Source organism: Pseudomonas sp. Eth.TT006 (assembly GCF_054456575.1).
Window position 1 is genome coordinate 473,010 of sequence record NZ_JBTJEN010000001.1, and the last position, 19,961, is coordinate 492,970.

General features: G+C 60.9%; 19 protein-coding genes. 13 read left to right on the top strand and 6 right to left on the bottom strand.

Going from position 1 to position 19,961, the window contains the following annotated elements; translation table 11 throughout:
• The first annotated feature begins 193 nt into the window (after positions 1 to 193).
• From ACXR0M_RS02215 to ACXR0M_RS02250, 8 genes are all read left to right on the top strand, one after another.
• Positions 194 to 550 carry a gamma-glutamyl-gamma-aminobutyrate hydrolase family protein gene (locus tag ACXR0M_RS02215; protein ID WP_458829493.1) on the top strand — a complete coding sequence of 119 codons (357 nt, stop codon included), beginning with the start codon at positions 194 to 196 and terminating at the stop codon, positions 548 to 550.
• A gap of 95 nt (positions 551 to 645) precedes the next feature.
• Positions 646 to 2,004, top strand: a complete 1,359-nt coding sequence (locus ACXR0M_RS02220) for a glutamine synthetase family protein (RefSeq protein ID WP_096817456.1) — start codon at positions 646 to 648, stop codon at positions 2,002 to 2,004.
• Positions 2,005 to 2,060: 56 nt separating this feature from the next.
• A complete protein-coding gene (locus tag ACXR0M_RS02225) occupies positions 2,061 to 3,425 on the top strand; it encodes an aspartate aminotransferase family protein (RefSeq protein WP_458829496.1) in 1,365 nt (454 codons plus the stop codon).
• 171 nt (positions 3,426 to 3,596) lie between these two features.
• Positions 3,597 to 4,706: a polyamine ABC transporter substrate-binding protein gene (locus ACXR0M_RS02230; RefSeq protein WP_458829498.1), complete on the top strand. Its 1,110-nt coding sequence runs from the start codon at positions 3,597 to 3,599 to the stop codon at positions 4,704 to 4,706.
• Positions 4,707 to 4,893: 187 nt separating this feature from the next.
• Positions 4,894 to 5,991, top strand: a complete 1,098-nt coding sequence (locus ACXR0M_RS02235) for a polyamine ABC transporter substrate-binding protein (protein WP_458829500.1) — start codon at positions 4,894 to 4,896, stop codon at positions 5,989 to 5,991.
• A 68-nt stretch (positions 5,992 to 6,059) separates the two neighbouring features.
• On the top strand, positions 6,060 to 7,202 hold the full coding sequence (locus tag ACXR0M_RS02240; protein ID WP_458829502.1) for an ABC transporter ATP-binding protein: 1,143 nt from the start codon (positions 6,060 to 6,062) through the stop codon (positions 7,200 to 7,202).
• Positions 7,203 to 7,237: 35 nt separating this feature from the next.
• A complete protein-coding gene (locus ACXR0M_RS02245; RefSeq protein ID WP_458829850.1) occupies positions 7,238 to 8,119 on the top strand; it encodes an ABC transporter permease subunit in 882 nt (293 codons plus the stop codon).
• Positions 8,116 to 9,006, top strand: coding sequence for an ABC transporter permease subunit (locus tag ACXR0M_RS02250; protein ID WP_093429780.1), 891 nt, complete (start codon positions 8,116 to 8,118; stop codon positions 9,004 to 9,006). The genes ACXR0M_RS02245 and ACXR0M_RS02250 overlap by 4 nt, the downstream gene beginning before the upstream one ends.
• A 142-nt stretch (positions 9,007 to 9,148) precedes the next feature.
• Here ACXR0M_RS02250 and ACXR0M_RS02255 read toward each other — a convergent pair whose 3' ends face one another.
• Positions 9,149 to 9,790: an HD domain-containing protein gene (locus tag ACXR0M_RS02255; protein ID WP_458829504.1), complete on the bottom strand. Its 642-nt coding sequence runs from the start codon at positions 9,788 to 9,790 to the stop codon at positions 9,149 to 9,151.
• 223 nt (positions 9,791 to 10,013) lie between these two features.
• On the opposite strand from ACXR0M_RS02255, the gene ACXR0M_RS02260 reads away from it, so the two are divergent.
• A complete protein-coding gene (locus ACXR0M_RS02260) occupies positions 10,014 to 10,979 on the top strand; it encodes a GlxA family transcriptional regulator (RefSeq protein WP_458829506.1) in 966 nt (321 codons plus the stop codon).
• Positions 10,980 to 11,119: 140 nt separating this feature from the next.
• Here the strand turns inward: ACXR0M_RS02260 and ACXR0M_RS02265 are convergent, their stop codons facing one another.
• Positions 11,120 to 13,531, bottom strand: coding sequence for a penicillin acylase family protein (locus ACXR0M_RS02265; RefSeq protein WP_458829508.1), 2,412 nt, complete (start codon positions 13,529 to 13,531; stop codon positions 11,120 to 11,122).
• Between the two features lie 102 nt (positions 13,532 to 13,633).
• Positions 13,634 to 14,212: a DUF6436 domain-containing protein gene (locus ACXR0M_RS02270; protein ID WP_458829511.1), complete on the bottom strand. Its 579-nt coding sequence runs from the start codon at positions 14,210 to 14,212 to the stop codon at positions 13,634 to 13,636.
• A gap of 99 nt (positions 14,213 to 14,311) precedes the next feature.
• Here ACXR0M_RS02270 and bipL point away from each other — a divergent pair, with 99 nt between their 5' ends.
• A complete protein-coding gene (gene bipL / locus ACXR0M_RS02275; protein ID WP_458829514.1) occupies positions 14,312 to 15,259 on the top strand; it encodes a phospholipase BipL in 948 nt (315 codons plus the stop codon).
• Between the two features lie 145 nt (positions 15,260 to 15,404).
• On the opposite strand, the gene ACXR0M_RS02280 is transcribed toward bipL, so the two are convergent.
• A complete protein-coding gene (locus tag ACXR0M_RS02280) occupies positions 15,405 to 16,136 on the bottom strand; it encodes a DUF2059 domain-containing protein (protein ID WP_458829516.1) in 732 nt (243 codons plus the stop codon).
• Positions 16,137 to 16,244: 108 nt separating this feature from the next.
• On the opposite strand from ACXR0M_RS02280, the gene ACXR0M_RS02285 reads away from it, so the two are divergent.
• Together ACXR0M_RS02285 and ACXR0M_RS02290 are read left to right on the top strand one after the other, a co-directional pair.
• Positions 16,245 to 16,877 carry a 2OG-Fe(II) oxygenase gene (locus tag ACXR0M_RS02285; protein ID WP_458829518.1) on the top strand — a complete coding sequence of 211 codons (633 nt, stop codon included), beginning with the start codon at positions 16,245 to 16,247 and terminating at the stop codon, positions 16,875 to 16,877.
• Position 16,878: 1 nt separating this feature from the next.
• On the top strand, positions 16,879 to 17,364 hold the full coding sequence (locus tag ACXR0M_RS02290; RefSeq protein WP_458829520.1) for a 2-thiouracil desulfurase family protein: 486 nt from the start codon (positions 16,879 to 16,881) through the stop codon (positions 17,362 to 17,364).
• A 114-nt stretch (positions 17,365 to 17,478) separates the two neighbouring features.
• Here the strand turns inward: ACXR0M_RS02290 and ACXR0M_RS02295 are convergent, their stop codons facing one another.
• Complete coding sequence (locus ACXR0M_RS02295) at positions 17,479 to 18,048, bottom strand: transporter substrate-binding domain-containing protein (RefSeq protein ID WP_458829522.1); 570 nt, start codon at positions 18,046 to 18,048, stop codon at positions 17,479 to 17,481.
• Positions 18,049 to 18,183: 135 nt separating this feature from the next.
• On the opposite strand from ACXR0M_RS02295, the gene ACXR0M_RS02300 reads away from it, so the two are divergent.
• Positions 18,184 to 18,609, top strand: a complete 426-nt coding sequence (locus ACXR0M_RS02300) for a DUF4399 domain-containing protein (protein ID WP_458829524.1) — start codon at positions 18,184 to 18,186, stop codon at positions 18,607 to 18,609.
• Positions 18,610 to 18,728: 119 nt separating this feature from the next.
• Here ACXR0M_RS02300 and serA read toward each other — a convergent pair whose 3' ends face one another.
• Positions 18,729 to 19,958, bottom strand: a complete 1,230-nt coding sequence (gene serA, locus ACXR0M_RS02305) for a phosphoglycerate dehydrogenase (protein WP_025112046.1) — start codon at positions 19,956 to 19,958, stop codon at positions 18,729 to 18,731.
• Between the last annotated feature and the right edge of the window lie 3 nt (positions 19,959 to 19,961).

The following is a 19,961-nucleotide window of genomic DNA, read 5'->3' on the forward strand; positions in this document are numbered from 1 at the left end:
GGCCATTTTTGCCCTAAAAAAGCGCTGCAAGGGCATTTATGGGGCACTTTGGGGCGGTTTTTTGTCCCTTGGACGCTTGGCACCCGCGGGCTTGAGCAGGCCGTGTTGTATTTTTTACGGGGGTGTTGTGTAAAAAAATGAACAAGGCTAAGCTCCGGTCAAACCCATAACAGCAATAATACCGGGGTGCTTCATGTCTCGCCTGCCGTTAATCGGCATCACCGACTGCTCGCAACAGTCCGGTCTGCATGCTCAACACATCAGTGGCGATCCATCCGTCCGTAACGCAGCCAGCAAGGCTCGCGGTCTGTCGACGCAGTTCTCGTCGGCAGCAGCCAGAACGGCAGCGTCCGTTATTCTGGACGTACGACACAGCATTCCGTTTATGGCGTCTCCTTCCAATATAGATCTCTTTGAGTCTCAAAGCCTGTGCCGCTTGCAAAGCCGTGCTCATGATTCTGCACGCCTTGAATGTGCACAGGAAATGCAACGCCAGCGTAAAGGGCAGGTAAGCTCCTCCTTCATTGTCGATGCGCGGTGCCAGGCGTAAGCCGGCACTGCGCGCACGCAAGCCCCCTTTAACGCGACGCCATGGCGTCAAACTTTGCCTGACACGATGTCAGGAGACTCAGCCCAGAGGCATTTATGAGTAACAACCTCGACCAGCTCACCGATTGGTTGAAAGACCACAAGATCACAGAAGTCGAATGCATGATCGGCGACTTGACCGGTATCACCCGGGGCAAGATTTCGCCGACCAACAAGTTCATCGCCGAAAAGGGCATGCGTCTGCCGGAAAGCGTATTGCTGCAGACCGTGACCGGCGACTACGTCGAAGACGACATCTATTACGAACTGCTCGACCCGGCCGACATCGACATGATCTGCCGTCCCGACCAGAACGCCGTGTACCTGGTGCCATGGGCCATCGAGCCGACCGCCCAGGTGATCCACGACACCTATGACAAGCAAGGCAACCCGATCGAGCTGTCGCCGCGCAACGTTCTCAAGAAAGTCCTGAAACTCTATGCCGACAAGGGCTGGCAGCCGATCGTGGCGCCGGAAATGGAGTTCTACCTGACCAAGCGCAGTGACGACCCGGACTATCCGTTGCAGCCACCGGTTGGCCGCTCGGGCCGTCCGGAAATCGGTCGTCAGTCGTTCTCCATCGAAGCGGCCAACGAATTCGATCCGCTGTTCGAAGACGTTTATGACTGGTGCGAACTGCAGGAACTGGACCTCGACACGCTGATCCACGAAGACGGCACGGCGCAGATGGAAATCAACTTCCGTCACGGTGACGCACTGTCGCTGGCCGACCAGATCCTGGTGTTCAAACGCACCATGCGTGAAGCCGCGCTCAAGCACAACGTGGCCGCGACCTTCATGGCCAAGCCGATGACCGGTGAGCCGGGCAGTGCGATGCACCTGCACCAGAGCATCATCGACATCGAGACCGGCAAGAACGTGTTCTCCAATGAAGACGGGACCATGAGTCAGCTGTTCCTGCACCACATCGGTGGTCTGCAGAAACTGATTCCGGAACTGCTGCCGCTGTTCGCGCCGAACGTCAACTCGTTCCGCCGCTTCCTGCCGGATACCTCGGCACCGGTGAACGTCGAGTGGGGCGAAGAAAACCGCACCGTGGGCCTGCGCGTACCGGATGCCGGCCCGCAGAACCGCCGCGTGGAAAACCGTCTGCCGGGCGCCGACGCCAACCCGTACCTGGCGATTGCCGCGAGCCTGCTGTGCGGCTACATCGGCATGGTCGAGGGCCTCAACCCGAGCGCGCCAGTGGTCGGTCGTGGTTACGAGCGGCGCAACCTGCGCCTGCCTCTGACCATCGAGGACGCCCTGGAACGCATGGAAAACAGCGCGACCATCGAAAAATACCTGGGCAAGACCTTTATCACCGGCTACGTCGCGGTCAAGCGGGCCGAGCATGAAAACTTCAAGCGCGTGATCAGCTCCTGGGAGCGTGAATACCTGCTCTTCGCCGTCTGATACGCCGGGCGCGGCTGGCAGCAGCCGCGCCTTCACCGATAACAAGGAGAATTGGCATGACCAGCAACAACCCGCAAACCCGTGAGTGGCAAGCCCTGAGCAGCGATCACCACCTGGCCCCGTTCAGCGACTTCAAGCAGCTGAAAGAGAAGGGTCCACGGATCATCACCAACGCCAAGGGCGTGTACCTGTGGGACAGCGAGGGCAACAAGATCCTCGATGGCATGGCGGGTCTGTGGTGTGTGGCGATCGGTTATGGCCGCGATGAGCTGGCTGACGCCGCCGCCAAACAGATGCGCGAACTGCCTTACTACAACCTGTTCTTCCAGACCGCGCACCCGCCAGCACTGGAACTGGCCAAGGCTATCGCCGATGTGGCGCCGCAAGGCATGAACCACGTGTTCTTCACCGGTTCCGGCTCCGAAGGCAACGACACCATGTTGCGTATGGTTCGTCACTATTGGGCGATCAAGGGCCAGCCGAACAAGAAAGTCATCATCAGCCGCAAGAACGGTTATCACGGTTCCACCGTGGCCGGCGCGAGCCTGGGTGGCATGACCTATATGCACGAGCAGGGCGACTTGCCGATTCCGGGCATCGTCCACATCGCCCAGCCGTACTGGTTCGCCGAAGGCGGCGACATGACGCCGGAAGAGTTCGGCATCTGGGCGGCCAATCAGCTGGAAGAGAAGATTCTCGAAGTCGGCGTCGACAACGTCGGGGCCTTTATTGCCGAGCCGATCCAGGGCGCCGGCGGCGTGATCATTCCGCCAGACAGCTACTGGCCACGCATCAAGGAAATCCTCGCCAGGTACGACATCCTGTTTGTGGCAGACGAAGTGATCTGCGGTTTCGGTCGTACCGGTGAGTGGTTCGGCAGCGATTTCTACGACCTCAAGCCGGACATGATGACCATCGCCAAGGGCCTGACCTCCGGTTACATCCCGATGGGTGGCCTGATCGTGCGCGACGAAGTGGTCAAGGTGCTCAACGAAGGCGGCGACTTCAACCACGGCTTCACCTATTCCGGGCACCCGGTGGCGGCCGCAGTGGGTCTGGAAAACATCCGGATTCTGCGCGACGAAAAAATTATCGAGAACGCGCACAACGAAACGGCACCGTATTTGCAGAAACGTCTGCGCGAACTCAACGATCACCCGCTGGTGGGTGAAGTGCGTGGCGTCGGTTTGCTCGGGGCGATCGAGCTGGTGCAGGACAAGGCCACTCGCAAGCGTTACGAAGGCCGCGGTGTGGGCATGATCTGCCGGCAGTTCTGCTTCGATAACGGCCTGATCATGCGCGCCGTGGGCGACACCATGATCATTGCGCCGCCGCTGGTGATCAGCAAGGCGGAGATCGATGAGCTGGTCACCAAGGCACGCAAGTGCCTGGACCTGACCCTCGGTGCGCTGCAGGCCTGAGTGCTAGGCTTCGAGCGGGGGAGCTGCGGCGATCTCGCTCGAAGGTGTCAGAAAGGTTGGGCTTTTGTTGAAAGACCGCCTCCGATCTTGCCAGACTAGCCGCGGTTCCAGTTGTCGGGGTTCGGCCGCTGAACAAAGTGGTTCAAAAAAGAAAAATTTGGAGCATGACGCATGAAGGCATTAGGTAAAAAGCTTGCTGGCAAGACACTTCTCGCGCTGTCCGTGGCGGGCATGATGGCGGGTGCGGTGCACGCCGACGACAAAGTGCTGCACGTCTACAACTGGTCCGACTACATCGCGCCGGACACCATCGCCAACTTCGAGAAAGAGTCCGGGATCAAAGTCGTCTACGACGTCTTCGACAGCAACGAAACCCTGGAAGCCAAACTGCTGGCGGGCAAGTCCGGTTACGACGTGGTGGTACCGTCGAACAACTTCCTGGCCAAGCAGATCAAGGCCGGTGTGTATCAGGAGCTGGACCAGTCCAAGCTGCCTAACTGGAAGAACCTGAACCAGGACTTGCTCAAGGCCGTATCGGTCAGCGACCCGGGCAACAAGCACGCCTTCCCGTACATGTGGGGTTCGATCGGCATCGGCTACAACCCGGAGAAGGTCAAGGCTGCGCTGGGCGTCGACACCATCGACTCGTGGGACGTGCTGCTCAAGCCCGAGAACATCGCCAAGCTCAAGGGCTGCGGTGTGAGCTTCCTCGATTCGCCGACCGAAATGCTCCCGGTCGCGCTGCACTACCTGGGCCTGCCAACCGACACCCAGAAGAAAGAAGACATCAAGAAAGCCGAGGACCTGTTCCTCAAGATTCGTCCTTCGATCACCTACTTCCACTCCTCCAAGTACATCTCCGACCTGGCCAACGGCAACATCTGCGTAGCAGTCGGCTACTCGGGTGACGTGCAGCAGGCCAAGTCGCGTGCCGCCGAGGCCGGTGACAAGGTCAAAGTCAGCTACGCGATTCCGAAGGAAGGCGCTGGCAGCTTCTTCGACATGGTCGCCATCCCGAAAGATGCCGAGAACGTTGAAGGCGCCTACAAGTTCATGACCTTCCTGCAGAAGCCTGAAGTCATGGCCGGCATCACCAACGCCGTACGCTTCCCGAACGGTAACGCCGCAGCCACTCCGCTGGTAGCCAAAGACATCACCAGCGATCCAGGCATCTACCCGCCAGCCGACGTGCAGGCCAAGCTGTATGCGATCGCTGATTTGCCGGCGGCCACCCAGCGTGAAATGACCCGCAGCTGGACCAAGATCAAATCCGGTAAATAAGCCGGTTTGACGCAACAACCGCTGGCCGTCGTCGCCGCGAAGACGGCCAGCGGATCAATTAAATGACAGGAAGTTTTGCAGGAACGGTTTTTCGAGGGTAAGTTGCGCGCCGGTTTGCTTGCCGGGCAGCCATGGCTGTCATGTAACGCGGGGCAACTTGGGCCCAACTAATTTAGAGGACCTCCACTTGCCTATTTTTTCTTCTTTGCGCAAAGCCCTGCTGGCCACTGCCGGCCTGACGATTGCTGTCGGAGCCCAGGCCGCCGGTACGGTGCATATTTATAACTGGTCGGATTACATCGGCGAGACCACCCTGGCCGACTTCGAAAAAGCCACCGGCATCAAACCGGTCTACGACGTGTTCGACAGCAACGAAACCCTGGAAGGCAAGCTGCTGGCCGGGCGTACCGGTTACGACGTGGTCGTGCCGTCGAACCACTTCCTCGGCAAGCAGATCAAGGCGGGCGCGTTCCAGAAGCTCGACAAGGCGCAGCTGCCGAACTATTCCAACCTCGATCCGGTGCTGCTCAAGCGCCTGGAGCAGAACGACCCGGGCAACCAGTACGCCGTGCCGTACCTGTGGGGCACCAACGGCATTGGCTACAACGTCGAGAAAGTCAAAGCCGTGCTCGGCATCGACAAAATCGATTCCTGGAGCGTGCTGTTCGAGCCGGAGAACATCAAGAAGCTGCACAGTTGCGGCGTCGCGTTCCTCGATTCGGCGGATGAAATGATGCCGACCGTGCTCAACTACATGGGCCTGAACGCCAACAGCACCAATCCCAAGGATTACGAAAAAGCCACGGCCAAGCTGCTCGCCGTGCGCCCGTACGTGACCTACTTCCACTCGTCCAAGTACATCGGCGACCTGGCCAACGGCGACATCTGCGTGGCCATCGGTTTCTCCGGTGACATCTTCCAGGCCAAGCACCGCGCCGAAGAAGCCAAGAAGGGCGTGAACATCGCCTACTCGATTCCGAAAGAGGGCGGCGCGCTGTGGTTCGACATGCTGGCGATTCCGAAGGACTCGTCCAACGTCAAGCAAGCGCACGCCTTCATCAATTATTTGCTGAAACCTGAGGTGATCGCCCAGGTCAGTGATTACGTCGGTTACGCCAACCCCAACCCGGGTTCGGACAAGCTGATGGAGCAGTCCATCCGCACCGACGCTGCGGTTTATCCACCGCAGGCGGTACTCGACAAGACCTACGTGTCGACCGAGTTGCCAGCCAACATTCAGCGTTTGATGACCCGCAGCTGGACCAAGGTCAAGTCGGGCAAGTAAGGCACAAACTATCCTGGGTTCGTCCGCATTGGGGCGAACTGCACTGTTTTTTTCTGGGAGTTTCGTAAATGGCAGTTGCCTCCGGCGCCTATAAGAAAGCCCTCGAGGGCGACCAGACACCTAAGCAGGTGTTGGTCAAAATCGACCGGGTCACGAAGAAGTTCGACGAGACGATTGCCGTGGACGACGTGTCCCTGGAAATCAAGAAAGGCGAGATTTTCGCCCTGCTCGGCGGTTCGGGATCGGGCAAATCCACCCTGCTGCGCATGCTCGCAGGGTTCGAACGGCCCACGGAGGGGCGCATCTTCCTCGACGGCGTCGACATCACCGACATGCCGCCGTACGAACGCCCGATCAACATGATGTTCCAGTCCTACGCCTTGTTCCCGCACATGACCGTGGCGCAGAACATCGCCTTCGGTCTGCAGCAGGACAAGATCCCCAAGGCCGAGATCGATGCGCGCGTGGCCGAGATGCTCAAACTGGTGCAGATGAGCCAGTATGCCAAGCGCAAGCCGCATCAACTCTCCGGCGGTCAGCGTCAGCGTGTGGCACTGGCGCGTTCGCTGGCCAAGCGGCCGAAGCTGTTGCTGCTCGACGAGCCGATGGGCGCACTGGACAAAAAACTGCGTTCGCAGATGCAGCTGGAACTGGTCGAGATCATCGAGCGCGTCGGTGTGACCTGCGTGATGGTGACCCACGACCAGGAAGAAGCCATGACCATGGCCGAGCGCATCGCGATCATGCACCTGGGCTGGATCGCCCAGATCGGCAGCCCGATCGACATCTACGAAACCCCGACCAGCCGTCTGGTCTGCGAATTCATCGGCAACGTCAACATCTTCGAAGGCGAAGTGATCGACGACGCCGAAGGCCACGCGACCATCACCTGCAAGGACCTCGACCGGCAGATCTACGTCGGCCACGGCATCAGCACCTCGGTGCAGGACAAATCGGTCACCTACGCGATCCGTCCGGAGAAGCTGCTGGTCACCGCCGAGATGCCGACCTGCGAGTACAACTGGTCGAGCGGCAAGGTGCATGACATCGCCTACCTCGGCGGCCACTCGGTGTTCTACGTCGAACTGCCGAGCGGCAAGCTGGTGCAGTCGTTCGTCGCCAACGCCGAGCGTCGTGGCCAGCGTCCGACTTGGGGCGATCAGGTTTACGTGTGGTGGGAAGACGACAGCGGCGTGGTGCTTCGCTCATGAACATGCGCAAATTCAAACGTCGCATCAACCGGATAATCCCCAGTGGCCGGCAACTGGTCATCGGGGTGCCATTCATCTGGCTGTTCCTGTTCTTCATGCTGCCGTTCTTCATCGTCCTGAAGATCAGCTTCGCCGAAGCCGACGTGGCTATCCCGCCGTACACCGAGATCTACACCTTTGCCGAGCAGAAGCTGCAACTGCTGCTGAACCTTGGCAACTACGCGTTGCTCGGCGACGACGAGTTGTACATCGCAGCGTACCTCGGCTCGCTGAAGATGGCGTTTTTCAGCACCCTGTTGTGCCTGCTGATCGGCTATCCGATGGCCTACGCCATCGCCACCGCGCGCAAAGAGTTGCAGACCGTGCTGGTGCTGCTGATCATGATGCCGACCTGGACCGCGATCCTGATCCGCGTATACGCGTGGATGGGCATCCTCAGCAACAACGGCCTGCTCAACGGCTTCCTGATGAGCATGGGGTTGATCGACGAGCCGCTGCAGATCCTCAACACCAACCTGGCGGTCTATATCGGCGTGGTCTATTCGTACCTGCCGTTCATGATCCTGCCGCTGTACGCCAACCTGGTGAAGCACGATCACAGCTTGCTGGAAGCCGCTGCCGACCTCGGTTCGAGCACCTTCAACAGCTTCTGGAAAATCACCATTCCGCTGTCCAAGAACGGGATTATCGCCGGCTGCATGCTGGTGTTCATCCCGGTGGTCGGTGAGTTTGTGATCCCGGAACTGCTCGGCGGTCCGGAAACCCTGATGATCGGTAAAGTGCTCTGGCAAGAGTTCTTCAACAACCGTGACTGGCCGGTGGCGTCCGCCCTGGCGGTGGTGATGCTGGCGATCCTGATTGTGCCGATCATCCTGTTCAACCGCAGTCAGGCCAAGGAAATGGAGGGTAAAGAATGAAGCGCTTCCGTTTCTCCAGCCTGATGCTGGTACTGGGTCTGTTGTTTATCTACCTGCCGATGCTGATCCTGGTGATCTACTCGTTCAACGCCTCGAAACTGGTGACGGTGTGGGGCGGCTGGTCGATCAAGTGGTACGTCGGCCTGCTCGACAACACCCAATTGATGGGCTCGGTGCTGCGCTCGCTGGAAATTGCCTGCTACACCGCCGTCGCGGCGGTGGCGCTGGGGACGCTGGCGGCCTTCGTGCTGACCCGCATCACCCGTTTCAAGGGCCGCACGCTGTTCGGTGGCCTGGTCACCGCACCGCTGGTGATGCCCGAGGTGATCACCGGTCTGTCGCTGTTGCTGCTGTTCGTGGCGATGGCGCAGATGATCGGCTGGCCGCAGGAACGTGGCATTGTCACCATCTGGATCGCCCACACCACGTTCTGTGCGGCGTATGTGGCGGTGGTGGTGTCGGCGCGTCTGCGTGAGCTGGACCTGTCGATCGAAGAAGCGGCGATGGACCTCGGTGCACGGCCGTGGAAGGTATTCTTCCTGATCACCATCCCGATGATCGCGCCGTCGCTGGCCGCGGGCGGCATGATGTCGTTCGCCCTGTCGCTGGATGACCTGGTGCTGGCAAGCTTCGTGTCCGGGCCGGGTTCGACCACGCTGCCGATGGAGGTGTTCTCGGCGGTGCGCCTGGGCGTGAAGCCGGAGATCAACGCTGTGGCCAGTCTGATTCTGCTGGCGGTGTCGATCGTGACCTTCATGGTCTGGTTCTTCAGCCGCCGCGCCGAAGAAGCGCGCAAGAAAGCCATCCAGCAAGCCATTGAAGAAAGCGCTGCCGACTCGTGGAAGCAACCGGACGTGCGCCGCGCGCCGGCGCCGGAAGCGGCTTAAGCAATATAGGCTTGGCTCTTGTCTCAAGGCCAATCCAATTCAAAATGTGGGAGCGGGCTTGCTCGCGAAAGCGGTGTATCAGTCGACGTATTCAGTGACTGATACGGCCTCTTCGCGAGCAAGCCCGCTCCCACATTTGGTTTTAGGCCGACCAAGGAGAATTGCGGATGACCTCCACAAAGTTCATCGGCTTGAACCCCGGCTCCTGATCCACCAAGACATCGGTCTTTACGTTGCCAAACGTGGTCTGTGGACGATGGCGCAAGCCGTCGGCAAACGCGCAGATGATGCATTCCTTGAACTCTTCGCCGCGTGGATGCGCATGCACCACCGCCTCGCGCTGGGTGCTGCTGAAGGCCGCGTAGTCCATGCCCAGCACATCCATCTCGACCCCGGCGGTGACCAGCGCCACGGTCGGGCGCAGATGCTTGGGCACGCCCGGCGTGGTGTGCAGGGCAATCGACAGCCAGACCTGTTCAATGTCGTCATCGCTCAGCCCGTACGGCTTGAGAAACGCCGCGGCGGCATTGGCGCCGTCCACTTCGAAGCGCTCGTCGCCACTGCGATAGCCTTCAACCAGCCCGAGGTCATGGAACATCGCGCCGACGTACAGCAGCTCCGGGTTGTAGGGCAGTTGCTGGCGCTCGCCGCTCAACGCACCGAACAGAAATACGCGGCGCGAGTGGTGGTAGAGCAGGTCGGATTCGATGTCGCGAATGTACTCGGTGGTGGCCCGGGCCAACGCGCTGTCAGGAATTTTGATGCCGGCAATGCTGCTGCTCATGTGCAAGTCCTCGTCGAAAACGCCGGGGCGGCGTCGATGGACAAAGTCTGTTCCCGGGCCGGTCCAGCGACAATCGACCTATGGCTGCGATCCTTGCCAATCGAGCGGCAAATCGTGCCAAGCTGAAAAGATCGCAGCCTGCGGCAGCTCCTGCAGTGTCCACATTCCCCTGTAGGAGCTGCTGCAGCTGCGATCTTTTGCTCTTGAAAGGGAATCCACAGTCATGAACAAAACCGTCGCCATCGTGGTGTTCCCCGGCGTGCAGGCGCTGGATGTCAGCGGGCCGCTGGATGTGTTCGCCGAGGCCAACCGATTTCTGCCACTCGAGGATCACTATCGGCTGGAGGTGATCGGGGTCGAGCAGGGGCCGATGGCCTGTTCCAATGGCTTGAGCCTGAGTGCACATCGGCAATTCAGCGCGGCAAACGACGCCTGGGATCTGCTGCTGGTGGCTGGCGGTCCACAGTTGCCGTTCATGGACTTCGGTCCGGCGTTCGATGCCTGGCTGCGCGAAGCCAGCGCCCGCGCGCGGCGTTTCGGCTCAATCTGCAACGGCGCGTTCATGCTGGCGCGGGCGGGATTGCTGGACGGGCGCACCGTGACCACCCACTGGAACGATGCCGACGCGCTGGCGCGGTTGTGTCCCTCGGCACGGGTCGAAGCCGATCGCCTGTATGTCGAGGACGGCGCGCTCTACACCTCGGCCGGGGTCACGGCGGGGATCGACCTGTCGCTGTACCTGCTGGCTCGCGATCACGGCGCTGAAGTGGCGCTGAGTGTGGCCAAGCGGTTGGTGGTGTTCACCCAGCGTTCGGGCGGGCAATCGCAGTTCAGCCCGTTTCTCACGCCGCACGCGGAACCGACCTCGGCGGTGGCGATGGTGCAGTTGTATGTGCTGGCCAACCTCACCGGTGACCTGACGATTGCCGATCTGGCGAAAGCGGCAAACATGAGCGCGCGCAACTTCTCCCGGGTGTTCACCCGCGAGGCCCGGGTCACCCCGGCGGAGTTCGTCGAGCGGGCGCGGGTGGATGCGGCGCGGGTGATGCTCGAAAGCACCACGGCGCCGCTGAAGACTGTGGCCTATCAGTGTGGGTTTCGTGATGCGCAACATATGCGCAGTGTGTTCAACCGGCGATTGGGGGTGACGCCGCAGCAGTTTCGGTTGAATTTTGCGGTGCTGCTCTGAGGTTCAGCGGTGTTCTTCAGGGCCTCATCGCTGGCAAGCCAGCTCCCACAGGGTTTTGTGTCGATCACAAATCATCAGAACACCAAAGAATCTGTGGGAGCTGGCTTGCCAGCGATAGGGCCAGACCGGCCAACACAAAACTATTGGCCAGCCCGCGCCGGCAACAGCTTCAACGTACTGCGCGTATTGGCCGTCACCTCTTCCTCGCTGAAATGCGCCTGCACGTACATCCCCTCGACATACTCCTCGGCCTGATCGTCATAGTGGCTGTCGAACGGTACGCCGCTCTGGCCGACCGGGTTGATGGTCAGGCTGTGCGCCGGGTCGGCGAAGTCCACCAGACGCCGGGTCGACGGCCCGTAGGTCACCGGCCATGGCGCCGGGCCAAGCCTGGCCGAGAGATTGTTCGGCACCTCGTGGCTGCCCGGCGCGGCAAACGGGCCGACGTTGACGATGCGGTCCAGCGGCTTCTGTTGCCCCAGTGGATGGCCGTGGGTCAGGGTGTGCGCCGTGCCCCAGCGCCAGTCGGACGGGGTGTCGCCGAGGGTCTGTTTCAGGTGCGTCATGCTCGCCTGCCACGCGACTTTGACGATGTCGGCACGGCTTTCCTTGTTCGGCGTGTTGCGGTTGTCCCACCACGGCGAATCGGCATTCGCTGCGAGGCGCGGCAGGGCGGCATCGATCACCCGGGTCGACAGCAGCGTGTCGAAGAAATCGTTGCCCAGCTCATCGCGCATCGCCGCATCGGCGAGGTCGTAGAGGAACTGGTTGAACACCGTCGCGCTGACCGAATCCAGCGGATAGTCGCCTTGCCACTGCGCCAGTTGCTCGACCAGTTTCAACTGCGCCGGATCGCTGACCACCTCCCGCAACACCGGCAGCAACGGCGCCAGAGTACGCGGGCCATAGGCGGTGCTGGTGCCCAGTTGCAGCTTCTGGTTGGCCTCGTTGCTCCACTTCAGGTTCTTGTCGCTGAGCTGGCGGTTGAGTTGCTGACCGCGATCGGCGAGGTTGTAGTAGCCGGGGATCTCCATCCCGGTCGGCGACACGGGCTGGAAGTTGGCCGAGACGATGTAGCCGCGCGCCGGGTTTTCCTCCTGCGGGTTGGCGCTGAACGGGTAGTAGCCGTCCTTGTCCGCCTGATTGCTGCTGCCGTCGAGAATAAAGTCCGGCTTGACCCCGGCCGGGCGCTTGGGCAACAGCGCCGAGGCCCACCAGGCGATGTCGCCCTTGGCATTGGCATAGACGATGTTCAGCCCCGGCGCCTGAACCTTGGCCGCCGCCGCGCGGGCCTTGGCCAGGGTGTCGGCACGGTTGAGCTGATAGAAACCTTCGAGGATCGGATTGGGTGTTTCGAGGAACGCCCACCACATGGCGATCGGAGTTTTGCCGGCCGCGCTGCCAAGTGCGTCATTCACAATCGGACCGTGGGGCGACTGGCGCAGGGTCAGCGTCACCGGCGCCTGACCTTTCACCGCGATCTGCTGCTCGCTGCTGAGCAGATCGGTCCACTGGCCGTGGTACCAGACCTGATTCGGGTTGTCCGGGTTGACCTTCTCGGCGATCAGATCCAGATCGTCGTTCTGGAACATGGTCAGGCTCCAGCCGAAATCCAGGTTGTGCCCAAGAAACGCGAACGGCACCAGCGCCTGATGGTGGCCGTAGAGTTCAAAGCCCGGCGCCGACAGTTGCGCCTCGTACCACACCGACGGCACCGAGAAGCGAATGTGCGGGTCGCCGGCCAGCAGCGGTTTGCCGCTCTGGCTGCGGCTGCCGGCGATCACCCAGGCGTTGCTGCCTTCGAATTGCGGCAGGCCGTTTTCGCTCAGCGCCTGCTCGCTGAGGCGGGCGAGGGCGTTGAGGTCTTGCCAGTCGCCGGCGGCGAGGGCGGGTGTCGACTTGGTGTGACCTTTGGCGAGCACGCCCTTGGGCTGCCAGTCGAGGTCGAAGACGTTGAGGTAATCGGCGCCGAGCTGATCGCGCACATAGGTCAGCAGCGGTTCGGTACGAAACGCGGCGGCGAAACTGTAGGCCATGTAGCCGGCGACGCTGATGCTGTCTTGCGCCGTGAACGGCCGCTTGGGGATGCCCAGCACGTCGAACTCGATCGGCGCAGCGTGGCTGTCCTGATACTGGTTGATGCCGTCCAGATAGGCTTGCAGGGCCTTCCACGCCGGAGACTGCTTATCCAGGCTGGCGACATAACTGGCGGCGCGTTCGCGGATGCGCAGGCTGCGGAACAGCTTGTCGGTGTCGAGCAGCTTCGGCCCGAGTACCTCGGCCAGCTCGCCGCGGGCGAGGCGACGCATGGCTTCCATCTGGAACAGGCGATCCTGAGCATGCACGTAGCCCAGCGCACGATAGAGGTCGGTTTCGTTTTCGGCGCGGATGTGCGGCACGCCACGCTCGTCATAACGCACGGTCACCGAGCCCTGCAGATTGCGCAATTCAACCTGGCCCTGACGCGTCGGTTGCTTGCTGTAGACATACCCACCGATAGCGGCGATCAGGACAACAACGAGCAAGGCAAGAGCGGTGAACACGCGTTTCATGGTGACTCCTTGTGCATGCGGGATTGCCGCCCGTCGGGCTGCAAACAATTAGCACAGACCTTGCGTGCCGTGCTGCGCTGTCCTTGAAAAGTCCGGAATGCCTTACTGCACCACCACCGGCCACGGGCAGTAACAACCGACCGCCAGAGTGTGCGTGGCGTTGACCGGGCGATCTTCCATCAGCGCGTTGAGGATCGGTTCGATAAAACTGTTGCTGGAGTTGCAGGTAAGGCCTTCGCTGTATGGCCCGAAGTACGCCAGTTTGCCGCTGCGGTCCCAGATCGCCACCGCGGGGCTGGCCGGGACCTGCTCGGAGCCGGGCAACACCGCGATGGTTTTCAGATTGCTCAGGGTGGCGGGCAACTGGCCGTGGCTGCCGGCTTTTTGCACCGCATAGAATTCCACGCCGCGCGGACCGAACCGCTCGACCATTTCTGTCAGGTGCTGTTGATTGCCGACGTTGCACGGGCAGGCCGGGTCCCAGAAGTGCACCAGGCGGACTTTGCCGGGACCGGCCAGCGCATCCGGCAGGCGCAACGCATCACCGGAAAACACCGCCGTGTGCTGACTGAACGCGCGCAGATAACGCCCTTGAAACCAGTCGTACGCCGCCCACAGCACCCCGGCACATACAAGTGCAAGCAGGCTGGCAAACAGTGCGGTGCGGTAGGGCGAGCGCATGGTTTTCGATCCCGAAGAGGTGGGCTAGCTTGCCATGCTTGCCGCAACAGATGAATATCGCAGGCCGATAAAGTCTGTTTACCGCTCTGGAATACCCGCATGCCTGACACTTTCGATGCCGATCATTTACGCGCCAGCCTCAAGCCTTTGGCTCAGTGGCAGCCGTTGTCGGACGAGGCGAAGGCGTATCAGCGGTTCTATCAGACCGACTTTCCCGAGCGCGATGTCTGGCGCGGCATGGGCCGCTTCGAGGTCGATGGTTATGAACTGGTCAGCCATTGCTGGTGGCCGGAAAAGGTCAGGGGCACGTTGTTTCTGCTGCACGGTTTCTATGACCACACCGGGCTCTATCGGCATGTGATCGAGTGGGCGCTGGATCAGGATTTCGCGGTGATCGCCTGCGACCTGCCGGGGCATGGCCTGTCGAGCGGAGCGCGGGCGAGCATTCGTGATTTCTCCGAATATCAGGACACCTTGCAGGCGTTGTTCGCCGAAGCCAGTTCGATTGCCTTGCCGCAACCGTGGCACCTGTGCGGGCAAAGTACCGGCGGCGCAATTGTCGTCGACCATGTGCTCAATCACGGCGAGGGCAGCCCGGCGCAAGGTCAGTTGATCCTGCTCGCGCCGCTGGTGCGGCCGCGTGCGTGGGGCTGGTCGCAGTTCAGTTATTACTTGCTGCGGCCTTTCGTGCGAGGTATCGCCCGACGGTTCAGCGAGAACTCCAACGACCCGGCCTTCCTGCCATTCCTGCAGGCCGATCCGCTGCAACCCAAGCGCCTGCCGACGGCGTGGGTTGGCGCGCTGTCGCGCTGGATCATCCGTGTGGAACACGCGAAAAAAAGTCCGCGCCGGCCACTGATCATTCAGGGGCAGGCGGACATGACCGTGGACTGGCAACATAACTTGCAGGTGCTGAAGTGGAAGTTCGACCGGCCACAGATTCTGCTGCTGCCGGAGGCCCGACATCATCTGGCGAACGAGACGCTGGAGATGCGTGAGGAGTATTTCGAGTTTCTGAACAAGCGGATCAGAGGGCGGAATCTTTAGCGTCTTCGCCGGCCCCATCGCTGGCAAGTCGAATCGTCGCACCGCAGCTCCCACAGGGTTTTGCGTCGATCACAAAATATTTGGACACCAGAGAAACCTGTGGGAGCTGGCTTGCCAGCGAAGGCGGTCTGTCAGGCACTAAAGATCATTGCCCGACTGCGAGTCCTGCGCGAATCGCCGCCAGCGCCGCCTGATAATAAGCCTTGCCCTCGGCAGACTCGGCAAATGTCGCGAACTGCTCCAGTTCGTCATCCGACAGATCACGATAGACATACAGCAGCGTGTTGTTGAGGTCGGTGCCGATCTGGTCCATCAGGCGCTGACGCTGGCCGTTGAGCATGCCTTGCGCCTGACCGCCGCCGAGCAGGCCGGGAATCATCGAACTCAAACTGTCCGCCGCCACGCCGGCAATCGCCAGGCTGACTTCGGCGCCGGCCTCACGCGCCGGCAGGGCCTGGGCGAGATGACCGATGATCAACAGACGGCTGTCGCTGGCCTGCATTTTCGGCAAGCCCTTGGCGTTCTTCGCCAGTTGATCGCGACGGGTTGCGAGCAATTCCGCCGCGATGATTTTCTTGCCCAGCGGCGATTGAAAGAAGGTCAGCGCCGGTTGTGGATCGGCGAGGTGCTGGCGCAGTTGCGCTTCGGCGCGCTGGTCCATGGCCTGCGGGGCGAAGCGCTGGTTGCTGTTGTTGACCAAGGCTTGAAACACCGCTGGCGGCAGGTTGTTCTGGTAGCGCTGTTGCGCGGCACTCAGGGCATCATTGAAATGCGCACGTTGATCTGGCCAGCCGGCGATCTTGTACAACTGATCGTAGCCGTCCGCCCAGGCGGGCAAAACGCAGAACATCAACAGTGAAAAAAGCAAACGGCGCATAGGGACTCCTGTCAGCAGCGGACTATTCTCCGTGCGGTGCCGGTACTTGTCGAGAATTCGTAGCAAGCCGCTGCGCGGCTCTGTCGGATTTCTTGCCGCAGGCATACTATGCGCGCCATGCAAATATCCTCTGAACACCCGCTGCTGTTACGCATCGTCGACGACCTGGCCGAACACGGCTGGTCGCAGCAGAACATTTTCCTGCCCGCGGGTTTGACCCGTGAGCTGGCGGCCGAGTGCCGCAAACGTGAGGCCGAGGGTGAACTGGCGCCGGCGGCGGTGGGGCGCGGGCCGTTTTCGGAGATTCGCGAAGGCATTCGTGGCGACCACATCCAGTGGATCGACCCGGGCCAGGCCGAGGCCAGCGACCGGTATCTGACGCTGATGGACAGCCTGCGCGAGGCACTCAATCGCGGCTTGTTCCTGGGGCTGGAAGATTTCGAGTGCCACTTCGCGCTGTATCCGCCGGGCGCGTTTTACCGTAAACACGTCGACCGTTTTCGCGACGATGACCGGCGCATGGTCTCGGCGGTGGTTTACCTCAATGACGGCTGGCTGCCGGAAGACGGCGGTCAGTTGCGCATGTACCTGGGCGAAGAGCGGGTGCATGACGTGCAACCCACCGGCGGCTGTCTGGTGGTGTTCCTCTCCGGCGAAGTGCCGCATGAAGTGCTGCCGGCCAATCGCGAACGCCTGTCGCTGACCGGCTGGTTCCGACGCCGTGGCAACGAGCCGTTCTGAAATGCACAAGGTTCTGGTCAGCCGCTGCCTGTTGGGTCACCGCGTGCGCTACGACGGCGGGGCCAGCGGGCCATTCGTTTTGCTTGAACAGTGGATCGCCGAAGGGCGGGTGGTGCCGCTGTGTCCGGAAGTCGCCGGTGGCTTGCCGACACCACGGGCAGCGGCGGAGATTCCGGGCGGGCAGGGTGCCGAAGTGCTGGAAGGTATCGCGGCGGTGATCACCACCGAGGGCGAGGATGTCAGCGCACAGTTTCTCGAAGGCGCCCGGCAGGCGCTGGCGCTGGTGCAGAAACATGGCATCCGCGTGGCGGTGCTCAAGGCCAACAGCCCATCTTGCGGAAATCTGCTGACCTATGACGGGACGTTCAGCGCAGTGAAGGTCCCCGGCGAAGGCGTGACTGCTGCGCTGCTCAAGCGCCACGGCGTGCAAGTGTTCAGCGAACTCGAACTGCCGCAAGCCGCAAAGGCCCTGACCCACCTCGACTGAAGGCCACCTTGATCCTCTGTAGGAGCTGCCGAAGGCTGCGATCTCTTGATCTTGCTTTTAAAGATCAAGATCAAGAGATCGCAGCCTTCGGCAGCTCCTACACAGGTTGTGTGTTCACTCTGGTTTGGTAAGCCATTTCGCGGACAACGCCGCCAAACGCCCATCCGCCTTGATCCGCTCCATCGCACTCGCCAGGCTGGCCTGAAACGCCGGATTGCCCTTCTGAAACGGAATCGCCAACTCCACCGGCGGCGCCGCTTTCGGCTTCTCCTCGGTCAGCGCTTGCACCAGTACCATCGGCCGTGGCTGCTCGTCTTTCTTCGCCAACAGCTGCGAATCAACCTTGCCGTAAGGTTCGCTGAAGTCGAAACGATCCTTGAGTTCAGGTGTCAGTGCTATGTGATTGAGTGCAACGTCGTACTTGCCGCTTTCAACGCCCTGGAGCAGGTCGGCTTCGTCAGTGACGATGAAGTCGGCGCGTACATCCAGCTCGTTGGCCAGCAGTTGCCCCAGCTCGACCTCGAACCCCGTGAGTGTGTCGCCATCCTTGAAATTGAAGGGCGGTGTATTAGCCTCAAGGGCTATACGCAACTCGCCACGGTCGTTGACGTCATCAATCAGTTCGGCGTGAGCCAGAGGGCTCAAAAGAGGTAGCAGGCAGATCAGGCCAGGCAGAAAACGCATGGTCACTCCTTTGAAATCATTATCGCGATGCTCTGATTCAGGCTCGCTTTGCTATGGTTGTCGAGTGCCTTCGACAACGAATGGTCATGAAGTTGTCATGACCGTGCGGATTTTACGGAAAAACTGGAGAAGAGAATGAAAACGTTTATGTCACGCGCAGCCCTGGCTGGTCTGTTGATGGGTGTTTCAGTGCTGGCCAGTGCCGCGACCCCGGCCCCGAAAGGCGCCGAAGTGTTCATCGTTTCTCCTGAGGACGGGGCTACGGTGTCGCAGCAGTTCAAGGTCAAGTTCGGTACCAAGGATGTGGCGCTGGCGCCGGCCGGTGATGTGACCAAGAACACCGGTCACCACCACCTGCTGATCGACGTCGACAAGCTGCCGGCGGCGGGTGCACCGATTCCGAATGATGCCAACCACATGCACTTCGGCAAGGCGCAGACCGAAGCCGACATCAAACTCGCGCCGGGCAAGCACACCCTGCAGCTGGAACTGGGCGACAGCGGCCACATGCCGTTCGATCCGCCAATCGTTTCGAAGAAAATCACCGTTAACGTCAAATAAAAAAGGGAGCCCTTCGGGGCTCCCTTTTTTATCGCTGCAAGCTTCAAGCTGAAAGCCTCAAGTAAAAGCAGAAGCGCTTTTCACTTGCCGCTTGAAGCTGATAGCTCGCTGCTTCTTCTTTAGAAGAGAACCCGGCTACGGATAGTACCGTTGACGTGCTGCAGCTTCTCTTGCGCCAGCTCCGAGTACTCGGCGTCGACGTCGATCACCACGTAGCCAACCTTCTCGTTGGTCTGCAGGAACTGACCGGAGATGTTGATGCCGTTCTCGGCGAAGACCTTGTTGATCTCGCTCATCACGCCCGGGATGTTTTCGTGGATGTGCAGCAGGCGGTGCTTGCCAGGGTGAGCCGGCAGGGCCACTTCCGGGAAGTTCACCGACGAAACGGACGTGCCGTTGTCGCTGTACTTGACCAGTTTTTCCGCCACTTCCAGACCGATGTTGGCTTGCGCTTCGGCGGTCGAACCACCGATGTGCGGGGTCAGGATCACGTTGTCCAGGCCACGCAGCGGGCTCTCGAACTCTTCGTCGTTGGAGCGTGGCTCCACCGGGAATACGTCGATGGCCGCGCCGATCAGGTGCTTGTCCTTGATCGCGTCCGCCAGGGCGTCCAGCTCGACCACGGTGCCGCGCGCGGCGTTGATCAGGATGCCGCCCTTCTTGATCGCACGGATTTCCTTCTCGCCGATCATCCACTGGGTCGCAGCGGTTTCCGGAACGTGCAGGGTGACGATGTCGGACATGCCCAGCAGCTCGTGCAGATTGCCGACCTGCGTGGCGTTGCCCAGCGGCAGTTTGGTCACGGTGTCGTAGAAGAACACCTGCATGCCCAGGCCTTCCGCCAGAACCGACAGCTGCGTACCGATCGAACCGTAGCCGACGATGCCCAGTTTCTTGCCACGGATCTCGAACGAGTTGGCTGCGGACTTGATCCAGCCGCCACGGTGGCAGGAAGCGTTTTTCTCCGGGATGCCGCGCAGCAGCAGAATGGCTTCGGCCAGCACCAGTTCGGCAACGGAACGGGTGTTGGAGTACGGCGCGTTGAACACGGCGATACCGCGCTCGCGGGCAGCACTCAGGTCAACCTGGTTGGTGCCGATGCAGAAACAGCCGACCGCCACCAGCTTCTTCGCGTGATCGAAGATTTCTTCGGTCAGTTGGGTGCGCGAACGAATGCCGATGAAGTGAGCGTCAGCGATCTTTTCCTTGAGCTGGGCTTCCGGCAAGGAGCCTGTCAGGTATTCGATGCTGGTGTAGCCCGCCGCCTTGAGGACGTCGACAGCCGATTGGTGGACGCCTTCGAGAAGAAGGAACTTGATCTTGCTCTTATCGAGAGAAGTCTTGCTCATCTG